The sequence below is a fragment of the Rhizobium leguminosarum genome (assembly GCF_001679785.1).
GTDB lineage: Bacteria > Pseudomonadota > Alphaproteobacteria > Rhizobiales > Rhizobiaceae > Rhizobium > Rhizobium leguminosarum_R.
In genome coordinates this window covers 2,177,524-2,193,435 of record NZ_CP016286.1, presented here as the reverse complement: position 1 = coordinate 2,193,435, position 15,912 = coordinate 2,177,524, and the positions used below count along the sequence as shown (strand labels likewise).

Below are 15,912 nucleotides of genomic sequence, written 5' to 3'. Positions count from 1 at the left end.
TCATCCAGCCAGTCCGTACCCACGCAATCACCCGCCTCGTGGTTCGAGACGGCCGTTCGCGCCTCCTTACCATGAGGGCTGACCCTGGGTGCCTTGCCGCGCCAAGTACACAATCGCGATCGAGGACTGTCAGAAACGCGTTCGAGGTCGCGGTTTCGTCGCCGTTGGTCATTCTGGCGGCATGAACACGACATCAGAACATGACCGAGACCTTGCCGCCAAGCTGAGATCGCTTTCGATCGAGCCCGCGGCCTTCAAGACGGAACCGCCGGAGCCCCGTGTCCGGCGGCGGGTGATCCCCGAAGCAATACTGGCCCTGGCCGCGACGGCATCGCTGGTGGTGGTGCTTCTCTATCGGCCCGAAACGCCGGAGCGCATCGAGACTGTGCATGCGGGTCTCATAGGCAAGGACGAGGGCGCAATATCCGTCAATGGAGCCGACGTGCCCGCCGCCGGTCCTATCCGGGCTCCGCCCTCCAATAACCCAGCGGAGAGGGCATTGCCGTCCCGGGAGGTCACCGGCTCCGGCTACGTCGTGGCCCCCGATATAGCCACCATCTTCTCCAAATATGAAGGTCGGATCGCTGCCGTCGAGTTTGAGGCGGGCGACAGGGTCGTATCGGGGCAGGTGCTGGTGCGGCTCGATGATGCCGGCGCCCGCTTTGCGCTTCAGGGGGCCAAGATCGCTCGGCAATCGGCGGAGTTGGCGCTGACGGCGAAGACTATCGAATTGGCGCAGGCGCGGTCTTCCCTCACGCGCACCGAGCGGCTGGCCGGGCGCGATGCGATGTCGGCGCAGAGGCTGGAGGAGGCGAAGACGGCGTTCGACACTGCCGAGAATGCCGCCCTGCAGGCACGGCAGGACGTGGCCAAGGCCGATCTCGATATCGACAGGGCGCGCGAGCAAGTGGAATCGCTGACCGTCCGGGCGCCGATATCAGGCACCGTCACGCGGCTTACCGCACATGTCGGCGACACAGTGCTGTCGCGCGAGGACAGCGTGCGGGAGAATGAAAGCCTGCTTGCGATTGCCGACATGGCAACCATGGTCATCGATGCCGATGTGGCCGAGGCGAATATCTCCTTGATCCGGCCGGGCTTGCGTGGCGAATCGGTGCTCGACGGCTTTCCCGACCGGCCTTTTGCGGTCGAAGTATCGAAGATCGCGCCGGTGATTTCGCGGGAGAAGGGGACGGTGACGCTTCGCCTGTCACTTTCCTCACCGCCGTCAGACATGCGCCCCGCCATGGCCGCGCGCATCCGCCTTCTGGTGGGTGAGGCCGGGGATAGCACAGACCATCAGCAAGGAGCAGAGCGATGACCGACACTCAAGAACCCTATATCGCGCTTCGCGGCGTCAGGAAGGCATTCAGGATCGGCGTGGAGACGATCCCGATCTTTTCAGGGCTCAACCTTTCCATCGCACGCGGCGATTTCGTCGCCGTCATGGGGCCTTCGGGTTCGGGGAAATCGACGCTGCTCAACATGCTCGGCGGCATCGACAGCCCCGACGGAGGGGAGATCAGGATCGGCCGCAGCCATCTCGAGCAGATGGGCGAAGGCGCCAGAGCCGCCTGGCGGGCACACAGCATGGGTATCGTCTTCCAGTTCTACAATTTGCTGCCGATGCTGAATGCGGGGGAGAATATCGAGCTGCCGCTGCTGTTGAAGCCGCTCAAGCGCAAGGAGCGGCGGGCGCGCGTCGAGACCGTGATCGATCTGGTCGGGCTCTCCGGGCGGCAGCGGCAGTTTCCATCCAGCATGTCCGGCGGGCAGCAGCAGCGCGTCGGCATCGCCCGCGCCATCGTCGGCGACCCCGACCTCTTGCTCTGCGACGAACCGACCGGCTATCTCGACCGGAAATCCGCCAATGATATCCTCGAGATGCTGGGCTTTCTCAATCGCGAGCTTCGGAAGACCATCATCATGGTCACGCATGATCCCGAGGCCGCCTCCTTCGCCCGGCGTACGCTGCATCTCAACAAGGGCGAATTCGCCGAGGGGGCGGGCCGATGACCTTCTTCGAACTCATGCGGCGCAATGCCTGGCGCAAACGGCTGCGGGCCGTGCTGCTGATGTTTTCTGTCGGCATCGCCTTCCTGATCTATGGGCTGACGGCGAGCTTCGTCAGCGGCAGCCAGGGGGCGGCAGGCGCCAGCGACAATTTGCTTGGCGTTTTGAACAAATCGGGCCGGGGGCTGCCGCTGCCCTTCGCCTATCTGAACAGGATTGCGGCCGACGGCGATGTCGCCGCGGTCGCCTATACCGCGCGCATGCGCGGTTTCGTCGAGGTCGCGAAGAATGTGGTTGTCGTCAGCGCCGTCGATCCGAGCGCGATTGCCTCCGCCAACGGCAAAGAGTTCGGGCTGACGCCGGAGCTGATCGCAGCGCTCGAAGAGGGCGGCGACCGGGTGCTGGTCGGCAGCGCGTTGGCGGAGGCGCAGAGCTGGTCGGTCGGCCAGCGTATCGGCGTCAGCAGCCAGGTCATGAAGGAGGACGGCAGCCGTGATTGGAGCTTCGTGATCGCGGGTATCTTCGAGGGTGCCGATGCCAGCACCGACACCTATTTCATGCTCGCTCGCTACGACACGATCAATGCGACCCGCGCCCGCGACAAGGATACGGTCGACGCCTTCGTGGTGCGCCCGCGCGAGGGCGTTTCACCAGGCCTGCTTGCGGCGCGAATCGACGCGCTGTTCGCCAATTCGGCGGCTCAGACCAGGACGCAATCGGAAAAGCAGTTTCTCGAGGCCTTTCTCCGGCAATTCGCCGATGTCGGCCTGATCGTCAGCCTCGTCGTCGGCGCGGCCTTCGTGACGATCCTGATGATCGTGGTCAACACCATGCTCTTTGCCGTGAGGGAGCGCAGCTTCGAAATCGGCGTCATGAAGGTGCTCGGTTTTTCCAGCGGGCGGATCATGGCGCTGATCCTCGGTGAGACGCTGTTCGTCTTCGCCGCCGGCGGCGCGGGTGGGCTTGCGCTTGCCAAGCTCGCGACGCTGTTTGCCGGGCCGGAATTCGGCCTCGCCTTCACCTCGTCGGTGCTGCTGAAATCCGTCGCCATCATCGCCGCCCTCGGTCTCATGACCGGGCTGTTGCCCGCCTTCAGCGCCATGCGCCTGCACATCGTCAACGCCCTCAGAACGAGATAATCCAATGTCATCAACGCTCAAGCAGATCTTTCTCATGATCAGAGTCAATCTCGGCAGCCTGCCGCGGCGGCTAGCGATCTCGTTGTCGATGGTGCTCTCGGTCGCCCTCGTGGTGGCGGTGCTCGCAGGCTTCCTGGCGATGGCGCGCGGCTTCGATGCCGCGCTTGCCGGGGCCGGCTCGCCCGATGTCGCCGTCATCCTCGGCGGCGGCACCAACCAGGAGGCCGGCTCGGATGTGCCGGCCGAGGCGATCCGCAGCCTTGCCGCCATGAGCGGTGACACGGGGATTGCCCGCGACGGTGCGGGCGGGCCGACGCTATCGCGCGAGACCGTCGTTCCCGTCGATATCAGGGCAAGCGACGGTGCCGACCAGACGTTGTCGCTGAGGGGCATGGACGTGGCAGGCCCGGGCTTGCGCGAGCGCGCCCTGCTTTCCGAAGGGCGGCTGTTTTCGTCCGGCGCCCGCGAGATCGTCGTCGGCGCCCGCATCGCCCAGACTTTCCCCGGCTTTGCCGTCGGCGAGACGGTGCGCCTCGGCGCGGTCGACTGGAGGGTCGCCGGCCATTTCACCTCAGGCGGCAGCGCCTTCGAATCCGAGATCTGGGCGGATCTGGAGGCGGTGCAATCGACTTTCGACCGGCAGGGGCAGGTGCAGAGCCTGCGGGTGCGGCTCGATGGCGGGAGCCATGCCGCGAGCGCATTGGTGACGCTGCGCGCGCGCCTGTCCGGTCTCTCGGGTCCGCCGCTCACCGCCGTATCCGAGGCCGATCTCTATGCCGCTCAGGCCGAGCGCACCGAGAGCCTGATCCGCCTGTTCGGCTGGCCGATCGCGCTCTTGATGGCGGTCGGCGCTACGGCCGGGGCGCTGAACACGATGATGAGCTCAGTCTCCGACCGGACCGTCGAGATCGCCACGCTGCGGCTGCTCGGCTTCGGCCGCCTGCCGGCCTTTGCCGCGACCTGGATCGAGGCCGTGCTGCTTTCCGTCGCGGGTGCGGCGTTCGGTATCCTCGCCTCACGTCTTGCCTTCGACGGTTGGCAGGCAAGCACGCTGGGCGCCAACAATACCAAGATGGCCTTCCAGCTCGACGTCACCGCCGACGTCGCGCTCACCGCCGGGCTGCTGGGGCTTGCCATCGGCATCATCGGTGGAGCGTTGCCGGCGCTTGCTGCGACAAGGCTGCCGTTGACCTCGGCTTTGAGGGCGAGGGGGTAGAGGCTGGCTGCATGAGAACTCTCCGGGTAGGTGAAATGATCACTGCGACCCATCCGTCCGCCATCGACCCATTGCGATTATTCAGACCGTCGAATAGTAGCCACACATGCCCTCATCGACGCAATCCCTTGCCGACCATTAGGGAGCTTCGCGGGCGCCATGTCGGTACGGTCTCCGGTTTCGCGGCTGCCTGTGTCGGTCTTTACGCGATGTATCGAAAGGATCATCGTGCGCCAGGGATAGGAAGAGATGGCTAAGCCTAGTTTGGCGTTATCCCAATGCTGCTTTTGAGAGGCTGTTGCATTGTGAATACCTACCCACCTATATCTTCATCCCGAAAACAATGAGGATAGTTTGATGGGCTGGGGTGCAGCGGAATGGGGTGCAATCGCGAGTGCAGCCGCAGCGATAGCGACAGCCGCGGCAGGGTATATGGCTCTCGTGGCGGCAAATCGGACTATCAAAGCCACTAAAGAAGCAGCAAGCGAGAATGCAGCATTGCTGCGTAATCAGATTGAGGTTCAACGTCAGGAGCTTGCGGAAATCAAATCTGCAGCGATCGAAGCTGATAGGCGCCAGAAACTCCTTGCTGCCTACTCAATCTTTAGGCTTACCGGTGAGGTTCACGCCGTGGTTTCTTTCGCCACGAACAATCACCAAGGCGAGAACCCTATCATCCCACACTTCTCCGATAATCTTATTAGGAGAGTTGAAGCGTCCTATCCCCTTCAGAGCTATCTGAACAGGGAAAATCACATTGGGTTTCAGCTTCTAGACGCAGTCGTTCATGGCGAGACGCTGAATAACAAAGAGCAGGCGCTATACATCATCAATAGATTAAACGCGCTTCGCCAGGCTCTTACGCCTGCTATTGTCGGTTTGCCCAAAGGAGATGGCAGCCGAATTTACGGCAGTGATGGCATTACGCCTCTCGTTGCCACCCCTGACGCCGATATATAAGCGGGTGATTAAGGCGATGTAGTCAGTTGCAGAGGTTTGATGTTGGGGTGTCGCGCTGATCGCCGGCCTGGGGCTCCCCGCATGACCGGCAATCGAGACTTCAATGCAGCCGTGTGGCGTTTATTTATGCTCTCGACCATAGAAAGGCCTGTGTTTCCGGGCGACGTCATCACGGCGACCCGTCCCTGATCGGCCCGAAGGAGACATCAGCTTATTAATCCGCAAATGCCGCAAAGGGGCGGGGGCACGCTCTGGCGGCAAATGGAAATCCTTCGTTTGCCCTTGCACGGCGGTGGCGAGGACTCCGGATCAAGGTGAACCGCATCCACGGGTTGTTGTTCTCACAACAGGCGGAGCGCCGCCGCCTCATCTGTGCAGCCCATGGAAACTGTGGCATAACTCAGCCATGGCAATGAATGTCTTGGCGGTCCATCGCGACACGGTCGGGACGGAACAGGCGGCAGGCAATTCGCTTGCCGCCGCCTATTCCGTGGGCGTTCTCTGCTGGCTGCTGTCGGCCGGCGTCTATATCGCGGCGAAATGGGTTTCTACCGAGATGCCGCCCTGGGCGCTCTGCTTCTGGCGCGTGCTGATCGCCTTCGCGATCCTGATGCCGATCGTGCGCCGGCATTTTGGCGACATGGTCGCGCTGATGTGGGCTCGCCCGCTCGAACTGCTTCTCATTGGCGGTGTGGGACTGGCGATCTGCCAGGGCATGATTTTTGTCGGCCTCGAACATGCCGATGCCACTACTGCCGGCATCATCATCGCCCTGATCCCGATCATCACCATGATCCTTGCCCGTTTGATGCTGGCCGAGCCGATGGGACGCTGGCAGGTGATCGGATCGATCCTGGCCTTTCTCGGGATCGTGGTCATCATCATCAAGGGCAGTCCGGCCGCGCTGATGCGGCTCGACTTCAACCCGGGTGAACTGTGGATCGTCGCCGGCGCGTTCTGTTTCAGTCTTTATACCGTCCTGCTCCGCCGCGCGAAATTCGACATGAATCGCCTTGCGCTCCTGGTGCTGCTGCTCGGTGCGGCGGTGCTGACGGCGCTGCCCTTCTACCTGTTCGAGCTATTCTCAGACGAGCGCTCGACGCTCAACGGCAGCGGGCTCATCGCGCTCGCCTATGTCGCGATCCCCGGCGGGGCGGTCATGTACTACCTCTTCAATCGCAGCATCGAGGCACTGGGCGCGGCTCGGGCGGGCGTCCTCCTCTACATTCAGACCATCTTCATAGCCGTGCTCGCCTATCTGATCCTCGGCGAGCAGTTGCAACGCTATCACCTCGAAGGCGCGGCACTCATCATCGCCGGCTTGCTTCTCATCATCCTGCTGAAGCCGAAGATCAAGGCCGAAGCGGCTACTGCATAACTCCATAAATCGGGATCGACTTAAGGATAAAATTATGCAGCCATTCAAAGTGCTACAGCGTCCTTTGCGCGTCTGAAAAGACGCGCGGCGCTGTAGGGCCTGAGGTCTCCCCATCGCTGCGACATGGTTGACGCTGACCTCGGCTTTGAGGGCGAGGGGTAGGGTTTCACCTTGGAGTGCGCCTTTCGCTTACGCTCAAGGCGTTCGTCGCTGGCGCTCCTCACCCCCTGAGCGCGAGCGAAGGCAAGAATCACATGGCGCACAGACGGAAGGCGACGTATGCCTCGCGCAAACACGCCGCGATTTATTCACCTCGAAGTCGCCGATTTCTCGGCCCAAGTTGTAACTTTTGTCACACCAGGCAATTGCCTGTGGAATGAGGCGCGCGAACCCGCCCGCTGCCCCATTGACAACATCTTATCGCCTTTTTGCCGTGGCCGGTTTGCCCCCGCCGCATCCAATCGGCCGATCCTGGACGATCCCGGCGGCGACATTAGCGATCCGACGAATAGGGCAACATGGCGATATGACAGTCTACTATGTGAACTCAGCGAGTGGCTCCGACCGCAACAGCGGAACGGGCCAGAATTCGGCTTTTGCGACTTTGTCCAAAGTGGAATCCTTGAAGCTGAAACCCGGCGACAGCGTGCTTCTTGCCAAAGGAAGCGTGTTCAACGAGCAGTTCGATATCAAATATTCCGGCAGCGAGAGTGCGCCGATCAAGATCGGCAGTTACGGGACGGGTGCGGCACCCGTCATCCATAGCAGCGGCGACGGCATCCACAGTCTCTATGCCTCGAACATCGTCATCGAGAACCTGAAGATATCGAATATCGGTGGTTCGGGCATCTATGGCGGCAGTGTCACGAACTGGACGGTCCGCGACGTCGAGATCGCCAAGACGGGATTGTCGGAAAACGCAGGCGCCGTCACCTTCCGGAGCAGCAAGAACGTCACGGTCGAAGACAGCAAGATATCGGACGTCAAAGGCGACGGCTTCTGGATCGAGAAGGTCAACGGCATCAAGATTCTCAACAACACCGTCACCAGCGCGAACGGCTCGACGGCTGATGCCGTGCAAGTGAATGACAGCAGCAATATTCTGATCAAGGGCAATCATCTCGACCAGACCGACGCCAGCACTCCGAAGGGGGTGATAGCACTGGTGCGGGCAACGAATGCCGTGGTCGAGGATAATGTGCTCACCGGCGGCGGCTTCGGTATCAGCGCGCCCGCTGGCAAGAACATCGCCATCCGCGACAACGACATATCCGGATATCACGGTTACAGCTGGTCCTTCGCCGTTGGTCTCGGCGACCAGGGCAGTGCGCGGGACTATGATATTTCAGGCAACCATATTCATGACGGCGCATGGGGCGTTGCCGTCAGTGGCCCCAGCGGCGCCAGCTATACCCGCACGAATATCAAGGTCCACGACAACGTCTTCGACGACCTCTCGCAGGCGGCGCTGAAGGTCGACAGGCCAGCATCCGGCTCCTTCTACAACAATACGATCGAGACCGGCACCAAGGCCACCAGCATATCGCCGGCCATTGCCGATGCGCATACTTTCACGGTCAAAGGCAATCATACAGTCGCCAATGTCGAGACGGCGCTGGCAAGCCCGGTTGCGAAGACCGCGGCAGTCACAGAGGCCTCCGCGGACCCGGCGGTTGTCGCCGTCCATGACAATTTGAAAATCTTCACCGATACGGGCGACGCCCACCGCGGCAATCTCCTCGAAAACGACAGCTCGGATAACGACACTCTGGTGCTTCGGCGCTTCGGGGAGGAAACCGTCGGCAAGCACGGCCTGACGCTGACCGGGGAATATGGCGAGATCCATGTGGACCGGGAAGGCAACTATGCCTACACCCTCGATGAAACGAAGCTCCCTGACCATAGCGGACATGTGAGCGAGTCGTTCAGCTACGGGGTCAACGATGGAAGCTCGCATCATAGCGACGCGGATACGCTGACCGTCTTCATCCATCTGGATGGCTTGCTGAGCTGAGGTGAGGGTGCCGGGAGGCGTTCCTTCCGGGAAGGCGTGGACTCCCGGGGAAGCGTTGTTCTCGCCATCATATGGCTCCGCAGTGTTCCCTCATCCGGCTGCCGCCGGGTGAGGGCAAGGGGCTGCAATACGGCCTCAACCTTTCCGGCTTGCGACTGACCTGAAACGGGACGTCTCACCTCTGCGACCATACGTCGCCGAGGTGTACGATCATCGTTCATTCACCTTTCGCTCGTTATTTAGTAGATTGTTTTCGTATAAGTTGTCATTTCCAGGATACGCCTCCGCCAGGCGTTCTCGGGACCAAGGCAGGCCCACAGGTCTGTCAACCGTCGTGAGGGCAATATCGAAGGCCTTTTGACATGGCCTTTAGCCCCGACCGCATCCGATCCACGCGTCGCAGCCGATTCAGACGGCTGCGCGGGCAATTCGAGAACAAGGCGATATGGCAATTTATTATGTGAATCCAGCGATAGGCTCCAACAGCAACAGTGGGACGAGCGAGGCCACGCCGTTTGCATCGTTCTGGGCGGTAGAAAACTTGAAACTGCAGCCGGGCGACAGCGTGCTTCTCGCCGCCGGAAGCGTGTTCAACGACCAGCTCGACCTTAAATACTCCGGCAGCATTGCAGCTCCGATTACGATCGGCAGTTATGGTGTCGGCGATGCGCCGGTCATCCATAGCCCCAATGATGGCATCCACAGCCTCTATGCATCGAACATCGTCATCGAGAACATCAAGATCTCGGACACCGGTGGGGCAGCCATCTATGGCGGATATGTTTCGAACTGGACGGTCCGCAACGTCGAGGTCGATCACACCGGACTGGCGGGCAAATCAGGTTCGATCACCTTCCGGACCGGCTCGAACATCACCATCGAAAACAGCACGATCAACGACGTGAACGGCGACGGCGTCTGGATCGAAAAAGTCAACGGCGTCAATTTTCTCAACAACACCGTCACCAATGCCCACGGCACCGCGGCAGATGCCGTCCAGATCAATGACAGCAGCAATATCGTGATCAGCGGCAATTATCTCGACCAGACGGGGGCAGCTACGCCGAAGGGTGTCATCGCGCTCGTTCGGACCGTAAATGCCTTGGTCGAGGACAACGCGATCATCGGCGGTGGCTTCGGGATCGGCGCCCAAGCCGGCACCAACATCGCTATTCACGACAACGATATTTCAGGTTATGGCGGCTACAGCTGGTCCTATGCCATCGGTCTCGGCGACCAGGGCAATACGCGGGACTACGACATTTCAGGCAATTACATCCACGATGGTGTATGGGGCGTGGTGGTCAGCGCCTCCGGCACGACCAGTTACATTCGCGAGGGTATCGAGATCCACAACAACGTCTTTGACGATCTGTCGCAGGCGGCGCTGAAGGTCGACAGGCCGGCATCCGGCTCCTTCCACGACAATGTCATCGCCAGCGATGTCAGGCCATACAGCATCTCTCCCACCATCATCGCCGCGAACACCTTTCCCGTCAGCAACAACACGACGCTCGACGAGGCCCAGGCGACGATGCTTGCGAGCAGCGATAGTCTCGCGGTCGGCGATACGGCGCACACGGACACGGCGCCTCCGCTTGTCGCAACCCATGACAGCCTGAAAATCGCTTCCGATCTGGATGGCGCCCACTACGGCAATCTCCTCGAAAACGACAGCTCGGCCAATGGAACCCTGCTGCTTCGCCGTTTCGAGGGCGAATTCGTCGACAAGGACGGCGTGACGCTGAGCGGCCAATACGGCACAATCCATGTCGACAGTGACGGCGATTACACCTATACGGCCGACGCGGCGAAGCTCGCCGGGCTTAGCGGAGATGTCAGCGACACCTTCCATTACAAGATCTCCGATGGGACTTCGCTACATTTCGACACGGATACGCTGAGCATCTCCATCCATATGGATGACTTGCTGAGCTGATAGGTTGAACTCATCATGGACAGCGGTCAGTCCGGTGCTTGCGGTGGTCTCATTGATCACCGAGCAGGATCCTGATGACGTCGACTTCGATTTCCGTGCAGATCATCTCGTATTCGGTGATGATTGCGGGATCGGCCGATCTATCCCGGCGCATGCGATCGAGGACGGCGCAGGCTTCGCCGTAGGCGCCGCATAATTCGTAAAGATGGGGCTGGCTCGCCGCGGCGGTTCTGATCGTTGCCCGCGTCGCAGGCAGCCTCATCATCAGTCTGGACAGCCCCTGTTCCGCGGCTTGCCGAGTGATATGGGCTACGCCTTCTTTCCTGACCATGCCGTCATTCCCCGCTGCCTGTGTTTCCGATCCAGGGGGTACGCAAGACTCATCCCCTGAGTAGTACGCAGGAATGCTGCATCTGGTTTCATGCCGGATGAAGGATCAGAGCCTTTCCGGGTTAGATTGAAGCATTCTGCCGGAGCAGGTTTTCGTCAGGGCAAAGGCGATTGGCGAAGGGCATACCCCTTGGTACGTCCGAGCCGATCGCCTCTGATCCTGGCGGAAAGATGCCCGGCCCTTCGGGTTGGCTGAAACGGGCCGGCTGATCGACCGGCCGGCTTGGCCGTAGAGCCAGGCTACGACACGCGCCGGCCGGTCGACCATCCGACTCCGTTTGAGCCAACAGAATGCTTCAATCTAACCCGGAAAGGCTCTAGTGGCGCAGTGCCGCAAACAGCCGGTGCTACCAGCGCAGGAGGCGGGGGCCGAGCAGCGCGCCGATTGCGCCGGTCAAGAGGATGCCGAGCGAATACCAGAGGGTGACGAAGGGCAGGCCGTTTTCCGTGCAGAACCAGGAATAGACCCAGGCGCCGGATGCGCCGGCCGCAATGCCTGCGATGAAGCCTGTGATGCCGAGGTTGCTCGGGGCACCGCCACGGAGAACCCAGGTATTTGCGATCAGGATCGGCATGGCAAAGGCAAAGATCAGCAGCGGACAATGCAGAGCGGAGGAGCCGAGAACCAGCTCGGGGTAGCTTGCGGCCGGCGACAAAGCGAGCTGGAAAACCGCGATGACGGCGAGGGCGAGTATGATGGCCGCGGCAATCCCGAAAAAGCGGCCTTCCGTACCCTCCGGCCGGGACAGGCGGTATACGGCTGCGAAGGCGGCGATCGCCAGCAAGGCATTGTAGGCGGACTTGACCCAGAAGACCGGCAGCATCAGAGCCTGCGCCATATCGGTGCGAAGGCCGAGGACGATAAGCATCAGCAGCAGCGAGACTGCCAGAGCAGGCAGGATGGCGAGCGCGAAGCGGCGTTCGAGCGCATGTTTCGGCACCGGCTTCAGATCCCGAACAAGGCTGTCGATCACGTCCTCAGTCTCTCTCACATTCCACCTCGCAATCTTGCCGCCAGCGCCTTGATGCCCCTGTGAACGCCGACCTTAACCGCCGATTCCGACTGTCCGGTGCGGCTTGCCGTGTCGGCCACCGACTGCCCCTCGAGCTTGACTTGACGGATCAGCTCCTGCTGGTGCTGCGGCAGGCCGTTCAACAGCCGTTCGACATCCATGCGCGCTGCAATCGCATCCTCCCTGAAGTCGCCTTCGATCTCCTCGTCCAGCTCCATCTCCGCCTTGTACCGGCCGCCATGCTTTCGGTGGTGGTCGATCAGCTTGTAGCGGGCAATCGAGAAAAACCACGCGGTAAACGGCCGCTCCCTGTCATAGGTCGCCCGGCGCGAATGCAGCGCCAGCAACGTCTCCTGCACGAGATCTTCCGTGTCGGATTTCGCGGTCGTGCCGATCCGCCCGCCGTAATAACCGACGAGCAGGGTTCGCAACGTCACGAGCAGACGCCGATAGGCTGCCTCGTCCCCGTCGAGGGAAAGAAGCATCAGCATCTTCAGTGCTTGTTCCGAATGGGCGCTCGTCATGTCGTCTGCAATATCATTCGGGTGGATGACGCTTTGGTTACAGGCGGGTTCAAAAAAACTTCCGGCGGCAATTCAAAGTGTACAGCGTCCCTTGCGCGTCTCCAAAGACGCGCGGCGCTGTAGCGCTATCACATAAGCGTGAGACTGTAACCGCCTTCGCAAGGGGATCGAATTCAGGACTGTGAGCCGTCGGCGGGTGCCGGCGGACATGTCAATCGATCCGAGGAAACCTTCATGACCAAGATCCTTTCCAGCTTTGCCGCCTGCACCTTCGTTATCGGCCTGTCGCTTGCCGGCGCCGCCAGCGCCCAAAGCAGCGATGCCATGAAGAAAGACAGCATGAAGACCGACACGATGTCGAAGGACGCCATGTCCAAGGATGCAATGTCGAAGGACGCAATGGCGACCGGCAGCACCAAGGCCGACTGCATGCACAATGCCGGCATGGAGAAGGACACGATGAAGAAGGACACGATGATGAAGGCCTGCGACGCGATGAAGTAAGCTTTGGCGCGGCCGCTGAAACTTTATCGCCGGCGGCCGCGTCCTTTCTCGCGAAGACCTTTCACGCCGATCCGGAGGAACTACAATGGCCACGACCGATGCCGGCATGGCGAGCGGACGCACGCTCTTCTACCGCCATGGCCTGCTGGTGCGCCTGTCGCACTGGGTAAACGTGCTGTGCATGACGGTGCTGCTGTACAGCGGCCTGCAGATATTCAACGCCCATCCGGCGCTCTATTGGGGCCAGTACGGCGCCGACGACGATCCGTCCTTCATTTCCATGGAGGTGGAACAGGAAGGCGATGTGCTGAAGGGCGTGACGCACTTGGGCGGATTGAGCTTCGACACGACGGGCGTTCTCGGGGTTTCGAATGTCGATGGCGAGGCAGCTGTGCGCGGTTTTCCGAACTGGCTGACCTTGCCGAGCTACCAGGATCTGGCATCGGGCCGGCGCTGGCATTTCTTCTTTGCCTGGCTGTTCGTCATCAACGGCATCATCTATCTCGCCTATGGTTTTGTCAGCAGGCATTTCCGCCGCGATCTGCTGCCGGCGGCCGAAGAGCTGAAGCCTTCGCATCTCGGCCACGAGATCGTCAGTCACGCCCGGCTGCGCTTTCCCAAAGGGGCCGAGGCACGCCACTACAATACGCTGCAGAAACTCGCCTATGTCGCCGTGATCTTCGTGCTGCTGCCGCTGATGATCGGAACGGGGCTTACCATGTCGCCGGGCTTCAATGCGGTCGCGCCGTGGCTGCTCGATCTGTTCGGCGGCCCGCAATCGGCCCGCACGCTGCATTTCCTGACCGCCTTCTCGCTCGTCGCCTTCGTCGCCGTGCATGTGGCGATGGTGCTGGTCTCGGGTGTGTTCAACAATCTGCGTTCGATGGTCACAGGCTATTACGACATCGGGCAGGGAGGAAAGCCATGAGCCGCATCATCACCAGGCGTCGCTTCCTGATCGGCGCGACCATGACGGCATCGGCGCTGGGGCTCGCCGGCTGCGATGCCCTCGTCGAAAACGATCGGACGAAATCGGTGTTGAAGATCGCCGAAGGTTTCAGCATGAAGACGTAGCGTTCCTGCTCGGCGACGACGCGCTCGCCCGGGAGTTCACCGAAGCCGATATCTCGCCGACCTTCCGCGCCAACGGCACGAGCATGCCTGATAATGCCCGCTATATCGAGTGGATGAACCAGCGGTTTTCGGACTGGAAGCTCGATGTCGGCGGGCTGGTCGACAAGCCGATGCAATTGTCGCTGGCCGAGCTGAAAGCCCTGCCGGCCCGCACGCAGATCACAAGGCATGACTGCGTCGAGGGCTGGAGCGCGATCGGCAAATGGACAGGCGTGCCGCTCGGTGCGCTGCTTCAGACGGCCGGTCTGAAACCCGAAGCCCGCTACATCGTCTTCCACTGCGCCGACGAATATGAAAAGACGCTCGACGGCAGCGGCTGGTATTACGAAAGCATCGATCTCGTCGATGCGTTCCACCCCCAGACGATCCTTGCCCACAGCATGAACGGCCGCGATCTCGAAGTTGCCCATGGCGCGCCTCTCAGGCTCCGGGTCGAGCGGCAGCTCGGCTACAAGCAGGCAAAATACCTGACCGGCATCGAAGCCGTCGCCGATCTCGGTCAGCTCTACGGCGGCAATGGCGGCTTCTGGGAGGATCGCGGTTATGAATGGTATGCGGGCATATAGGCCCCCGACCGACATGCCGACCTTGACGCTTTCCTCGTGTCGGGTTCCACGGCCGGAGAGCTCGTCGTGATCGGGGGTGCGGAACCCCGCCGCTGCCGCGCTCAGGCAGAGAGGCCGATGGTGATGGTGGCGGACAGCACGCCGCTATCGAGCTTTTCGAAATCGAACATGTGGTCGGCCGCATCCTCCGGGATGAGGCCGTCCTCGTCGTTGCGCGTATCGCGGGAAGGGCGCCCGAGATAGTCGGGATGCTCACCATAGATGATATCGCTCAGCACATCGTCGAAATAGATCTGGCTGACGAGAAGCTCCTTGCCGTCGACGAGGATACGGCAGTGAACATGCGGCGTGCGGCCCTTGTACCATCCGGGATAGGCCGTCAAAAAACTTGCCTGCCCCTTGGCATCCGTCAGCTGGCGGCCGCGGAAGGCGAGCCCGCTGATCGCCTCGGCATCGCCGAAGGTGCACATCTCAGCAGCCTCGCGGCCGGAATAGATGCCGCGGTGATCGGTATGCCAGATTTCGATATCGGCATTTTCGACCGGCCGGCAATCGGCTGCGTGGATGATCCGAACGGCCAACCGCAAAGGCAGCCCGGCCTTTCCTTCCGAGACGTCCTGACGAGCCGGGGCATTGTTGACATGGCAGGGGCCAAGGGTCTGGGCGACGGTCACGACGCAATTCGGACGGGTACGGAAGAGCGGCTCAGGCAGCTTTTCCAAGGTAACCGACTTTGTGCCGCCGCTTACGAAATCCGTTCCCTTCCAGTCGAATGTCCTGGCGGCAACAGTGACATGCCGCCGCGGCCAGATCGCCATCGCAGCCACGGATGATGCGACAATGGCCGCACCGCCAAGCACAAGTGTCCGCCTCTTCATCTGTCTTCCTTTGCCTCAAGACGCAGGATTTAAGGAGGATGCGCAGGAAATTCCAATTAAATCCAGGCAATGATCGACTGCAACGAGATTATCTGCAAGGCGCCGAGACGCCAGGTGGGTCCCGAAGCGGCCACTCCTGTTTGCAGCCGGATTGACGGGAAAGCGTATTCTGCCGATGTTAGCAAATGGACGGTTGCTCCGAAGCGCCCATTGGGCTCCGGTCGCGTAAAAGATGCTGTAAAGC

The 15,912-nt window shown here is 61.2% G+C and carries 14 protein-coding genes and 1 pseudogene; 11 read left to right on the top strand and 4 right to left on the bottom strand.

The features are described from left to right. Positions 1-88: 88 nt before the first annotated feature. The 8 genes from BA011_RS10975 (at position 89) to BA011_RS10940 (ending at position 10,659) form a co-directional block, all read left to right on the top strand. Positions 89-1,321 carry an efflux RND transporter periplasmic adaptor subunit gene (locus tag BA011_RS10975; RefSeq protein WP_065280479.1) on the top strand — a complete coding sequence of 411 codons (1,233 nt, stop codon included), beginning with the start codon at positions 89-91 and terminating at the stop codon, positions 1,319-1,321. Continuing rightward, positions 1,318-2,016 carry an ABC transporter ATP-binding protein gene (locus tag BA011_RS10970; RefSeq protein ID WP_065280478.1) on the top strand — a complete coding sequence of 233 codons (699 nt, stop codon included), beginning with the start codon at positions 1,318-1,320 and terminating at the stop codon, positions 2,014-2,016. The genes BA011_RS10975 and BA011_RS10970 overlap by 4 nt, the downstream gene beginning before the upstream one ends. After that, positions 2,013-3,152: an ABC transporter permease gene (locus BA011_RS10965; protein WP_065280477.1), complete on the top strand. Its 1,140-nt coding sequence runs from the start codon at positions 2,013-2,015 to the stop codon at positions 3,150-3,152. The genes BA011_RS10970 and BA011_RS10965 overlap by 4 nt, the downstream gene beginning before the upstream one ends. A gap of 4 nt (positions 3,153-3,156) precedes the next feature. After that, complete coding sequence (locus tag BA011_RS10960) at positions 3,157-4,368, top strand: ABC transporter permease (RefSeq protein WP_065280476.1); 1,212 nt, start codon at positions 3,157-3,159, stop codon at positions 4,366-4,368. Between the two features lie 357 nt (positions 4,369-4,725). Then, positions 4,726-5,328, top strand: a complete 603-nt coding sequence (locus tag BA011_RS10955) for a hypothetical protein (RefSeq protein WP_065280475.1) — start codon at positions 4,726-4,728, stop codon at positions 5,326-5,328. 406 nt (positions 5,329-5,734) lie between these two features. Continuing rightward, positions 5,735-6,706, top strand: a complete 972-nt coding sequence (locus BA011_RS10950) for a DMT family transporter (protein ID WP_027668996.1) — start codon at positions 5,735-5,737, stop codon at positions 6,704-6,706. A 526-nt stretch (positions 6,707-7,232) separates the two neighbouring features. Continuing rightward, entirely contained in the window at positions 7,233-8,720 is a 1,488-nt protein-coding gene (locus BA011_RS10945; protein ID WP_065280474.1) for a right-handed parallel beta-helix repeat-containing protein, read from the top strand. 445 nt (positions 8,721-9,165) lie between these two features. Further along, entirely contained in the window at positions 9,166-10,659 is a 1,494-nt protein-coding gene (locus BA011_RS10940; RefSeq protein ID WP_065280473.1) for a right-handed parallel beta-helix repeat-containing protein, read from the top strand. Between the two features lie 49 nt (positions 10,660-10,708). Here the strand turns inward: BA011_RS10940 and BA011_RS10935 are convergent, their stop codons facing one another. From BA011_RS10935 to BA011_RS10925, 3 genes are all read right to left on the bottom strand, one after another. After that, on the bottom strand, positions 10,709-10,990 hold the full coding sequence (locus BA011_RS10935) for a nodulation protein (protein WP_065280472.1): 282 nt from the start codon (positions 10,988-10,990) through the stop codon (positions 10,709-10,711). A 406-nt stretch (positions 10,991-11,396) separates the two neighbouring features. After that, positions 11,397-12,041, bottom strand: a complete 645-nt coding sequence (locus BA011_RS10930; RefSeq protein WP_065280471.1) for an NrsF family protein — start codon at positions 12,039-12,041, stop codon at positions 11,397-11,399. After that, positions 12,038-12,586: a sigma-70 family RNA polymerase sigma factor gene (locus BA011_RS10925; protein ID WP_065280470.1), complete on the bottom strand. Its 549-nt coding sequence runs from the start codon at positions 12,584-12,586 to the stop codon at positions 12,038-12,040. Before BA011_RS10925 ends, BA011_RS10930 begins: the two co-directional genes overlap by 4 nt. Before the next feature lie 234 nt (positions 12,587-12,820). Here BA011_RS10925 and BA011_RS10920 point away from each other — a divergent pair, with 234 nt between their 5' ends. The 3 genes and pseudogenes from BA011_RS10920 (at position 12,821) to BA011_RS10910 (ending at position 14,790) form a co-directional block, all read left to right on the top strand. Further along, positions 12,821-13,090: a pentapeptide MXKDX repeat protein gene (locus BA011_RS10920; protein ID WP_065280469.1), complete on the top strand. Its 270-nt coding sequence runs from the start codon at positions 12,821-12,823 to the stop codon at positions 13,088-13,090. A gap of 85 nt (positions 13,091-13,175) precedes the next feature. After that, positions 13,176-14,018, top strand: coding sequence for a cytochrome b/b6 domain-containing protein (locus BA011_RS10915; RefSeq protein ID WP_065280468.1), 843 nt, complete (start codon positions 13,176-13,178; stop codon positions 14,016-14,018). Continuing rightward, positions 14,015-14,790 (top strand): annotated as a pseudogene (locus tag BA011_RS10910) (molybdopterin-binding protein). The gene BA011_RS10915 and the pseudogene BA011_RS10910 overlap by 4 nt, the downstream one beginning before the upstream one ends. Positions 14,791-14,891: 101 nt before the next feature. Here the strand turns inward: BA011_RS10910 and BA011_RS10905 are convergent. Continuing rightward, a complete protein-coding gene (locus BA011_RS10905) occupies positions 14,892-15,668 on the bottom strand; it encodes a protocatechuate 3,4-dioxygenase (RefSeq protein ID WP_065280467.1) in 777 nt (258 codons plus the stop codon). Positions 15,669-15,912 lie beyond the last annotated feature (244 nt).

Coding starts and splice junctions, on each gene's coding strand:
- BA011_RS10935 (WP_065280472.1), bottom strand. CDS start 10,990: ATGGTCAGGAAAGAAGGCGTAGCCCATATCACTCGGCAAGCCGCGGAA.
- BA011_RS10905 (WP_065280467.1), bottom strand. CDS start 15,668: ATGAAGAGGCGGACACTTGTGCTTGGCGGTGCGGCCATTGTCGCATCA.
- BA011_RS10970 (WP_065280478.1), top strand. CDS start 1,318: ATGACCGACACTCAAGAACCCTATATCGCGCTTCGCGGCGTCAGGAAG.
- BA011_RS10920 (WP_065280469.1), top strand. CDS start 12,821: ATGACCAAGATCCTTTCCAGCTTTGCCGCCTGCACCTTCGTTATCGGC.
- BA011_RS10955 (WP_065280475.1), top strand. CDS start 4,726: ATGGGCTGGGGTGCAGCGGAATGGGGTGCAATCGCGAGTGCAGCCGCA.
- BA011_RS10945 (WP_065280474.1), top strand. CDS start 7,233: ATGACAGTCTACTATGTGAACTCAGCGAGTGGCTCCGACCGCAACAGC.
- BA011_RS10925 (WP_065280470.1), bottom strand. CDS start 12,586: ATGACGAGCGCCCATTCGGAACAAGCACTGAAGATGCTGATGCTTCTT.
- BA011_RS10940 (WP_065280473.1), top strand. CDS start 9,166: ATGGCAATTTATTATGTGAATCCAGCGATAGGCTCCAACAGCAACAGT.
- BA011_RS10950 (WP_027668996.1), top strand. CDS start 5,735: ATGGCAATGAATGTCTTGGCGGTCCATCGCGACACGGTCGGGACGGAA.
- BA011_RS10965 (WP_065280477.1), top strand. CDS start 2,013: ATGACCTTCTTCGAACTCATGCGGCGCAATGCCTGGCGCAAACGGCTG.
- BA011_RS10960 (WP_065280476.1), top strand. CDS start 3,157: ATGTCATCAACGCTCAAGCAGATCTTTCTCATGATCAGAGTCAATCTC.
- BA011_RS10915 (WP_065280468.1), top strand. CDS start 13,176: ATGGCCACGACCGATGCCGGCATGGCGAGCGGACGCACGCTCTTCTAC.